The sequence below is a fragment of the Dolichospermum sp. LEGE 00246 genome (assembly GCF_015207865.1).
In the GTDB taxonomy this organism is placed as follows: domain Bacteria; phylum Cyanobacteriota; class Cyanobacteriia; order Cyanobacteriales; family Nostocaceae; genus Dolichospermum; species Dolichospermum heterosporum.
In genome coordinates this window covers 1-2029 of record NZ_JADEWA010000662.1, presented here as the reverse complement: position 1 = coordinate 2029, position 2029 = coordinate 1, and the positions used below count along the sequence as shown (strand labels likewise).

Here is a 2029-nt window from a genome sequence, read left to right as displayed (position 1 = left end):
CAGTAATGGCAAACAGGATCAGGGCAAGAACCGTACATCTAAGGTAATACCTGAAAAGCGGATATTATTCGAGCAGTTGTCTTGACAATTATTCGATTAAGAATCCCCGCGTCTTTAGACCGGGGAGTGTCAATGACTAATAGCTAATTTGCAATGTTACTGATGCTTGTACTTCTTGTTCCCCCGCAACTATGGGGGTAGAAGCATCCGCGAAATTGGCTTTAGCAGCTTCAGCCCGATATAGCATCGGTGGCGGTGGTGGGGTTGCACCATTAATTTGAATACTGATAATGTCTTTTTGTTCTAATTTTAAGGTGCTAAGAACCGTTTCTGCTTGTTCTTGTGCATCCTGGGTAGCTTTTTTTAAGGCTTGTTTTTGGGCGCTGGCGATCGCTTCATCACTAGCAATAAAACTTACACCATTAATTTGTGTCGCTCCAACTTTCACCGCATCATCCAATAAAGTTCCGGCTTTATCTGTAGAAATGCGGAAGCTCACTGTATTACTAGCAGCATAACCAGTAATGCGTTGAACATTATTACTGTAGCTATATACTGGGTTGAGGCGAATTCCTGTAGTTGTCAATTTTTCGACATTGCGTTTTTTTAATAAAGCTACCACAGCCGATGATCTGCGTGCCGCTTCTTTTTGGACATCTTCCGCCGTTTTTCCTTGAACTTCTACACCCAAACTAACTTGAGATAAAGTTGTCGAAATTGTTTCTACTCCCCTTCCACTCACGGTTAAAGTTCGCCATAATTTTTCTTGTGCTGATGCAGGTAGCATAAAAATCGCACTGAGAAATATACTCAAAGATAATATTTTCCCAAAATTCCGGGTTGGAAACCGATAATTAGATAAAACAGTGATAGACATCTTCCTTAACACTCCTCTAAAAACCTATTAATTCTGGGGTAACTGTTATTAACAGCCACCAAAATATTTTCACACCGAAGGTGTAATTTCCATACTTACAGTTTCACACTGCTTAAACTTATATCGAACCTGGTTACATTTTTTGTAACGGCAAAAATTATTTATGTGTTGGGTTTCCTTCCAACTATAATTATTTTATGATAGTTCTTCCTTATCGAATTCATGATAACAAATTTAAAATCAATTGTCAACCCCCGCATCTTCTTTTTTGCGCGACTCAATTGAGAGATTGAGTGATATTTTTGTAAATATCGAGAGGTTGAGATCCCCGACTTCTTAAAGAAGTCGGGGATCTTGTGGAAGTCGGGGATCTTATTATTGTTCAGAAACAACCATGACATCATCAACACCAGAAACCCTATCTAAATTCGTGCAATTTTGTCACCAACATATCACCGGACAAGAACGCAAAGAAGCACAAACATTTCTCGACCGCTTTTTTCGAGCCTTTGGCCATGAAGGTGCATTAGAAGCGGGTGCGACTTACGAAGAAGCAATTAAAAAAAGTAGTAAAACCGGAAAAACTGGCTTTGCTGATTTAGTTTGGAAACCTCGCGTTTTAATAGAAATGAAAAAACGGGGAGAAGATTTAAATAAACATTATTCCCAAGCTTTTGATTATTGGACTAGGTTAGTCCCAAATCGTCCTAAATATGTGATTTTATGTAATTTTGATGAATTTTGGATCTTTGATTTTGATATTCAATTAGATACACCTGTAGATAAAATTACCCTCGAACAACTGCCAGAACGGTCAGGAGCATTGACATTTATGGAATTAGGGCAAAAAACCCCTGTATTCCAAAATAACCAAGTAGAAGTTACTGTTAAAGCTGCCCGTCGCATGGGTGAATTATTATTAGAATTAGAAAATAGGGGAATTGAAAAGTTAACAGCACAGCGGTTTATTTTACAATGTGTGTTAGCGATGTTTGCGGAAGATAGACAACTGTTACCCCGTGATACAATACTGTTCGGTTAAGACTAAAAAACAAAAATACGTAGGTTGGGTTGAGGAACGAAACCCAACATTTTCAATAATTTGTTGGTTTTATACAATAGGTTGTTTACGTGGAAATTTTCGTTAACCGA

General features: G+C 38.1%; 2 protein-coding genes. One reads left to right on the top strand and one right to left on the bottom strand.

Annotated features, from left to right (window positions below; all coding sequences use genetic code 11):
- Positions 1–136 precede the first annotated feature (136 nt).
- The gene (locus IQ228_RS25260) at positions 137–877 is read right to left on the bottom strand and encodes an SIMPL domain-containing protein (protein WP_193964886.1); all 741 of its coding nucleotides are present in this window, start codon (positions 875–877) and stop codon (positions 137–139) included.
- A gap of 394 nt (positions 878–1271) precedes the next feature.
- On the opposite strand from IQ228_RS25260, the gene IQ228_RS25255 reads away from it, so the two are divergent.
- A complete protein-coding gene (locus IQ228_RS25255; protein WP_027402269.1) occupies positions 1272–1919 on the top strand; it encodes a type IIL restriction-modification enzyme MmeI in 648 nt (215 codons plus the stop codon).
- Positions 1920–2029: the final 110 nt, after the last annotated feature.

Excerpts from the sequence above, each read along its gene's own strand:
- IQ228_RS25260 (WP_193964886.1), bottom strand. The coding sequence starts at position 877 with ATGTCTATCACTGTTTTATCTAATTATCGGTTTCCAACCCGGAATTTT.
- IQ228_RS25255 (WP_027402269.1), top strand. The coding sequence starts at position 1,272 with ATGACATCATCAACACCAGAAACCCTATCTAAATTCGTGCAATTTTGT.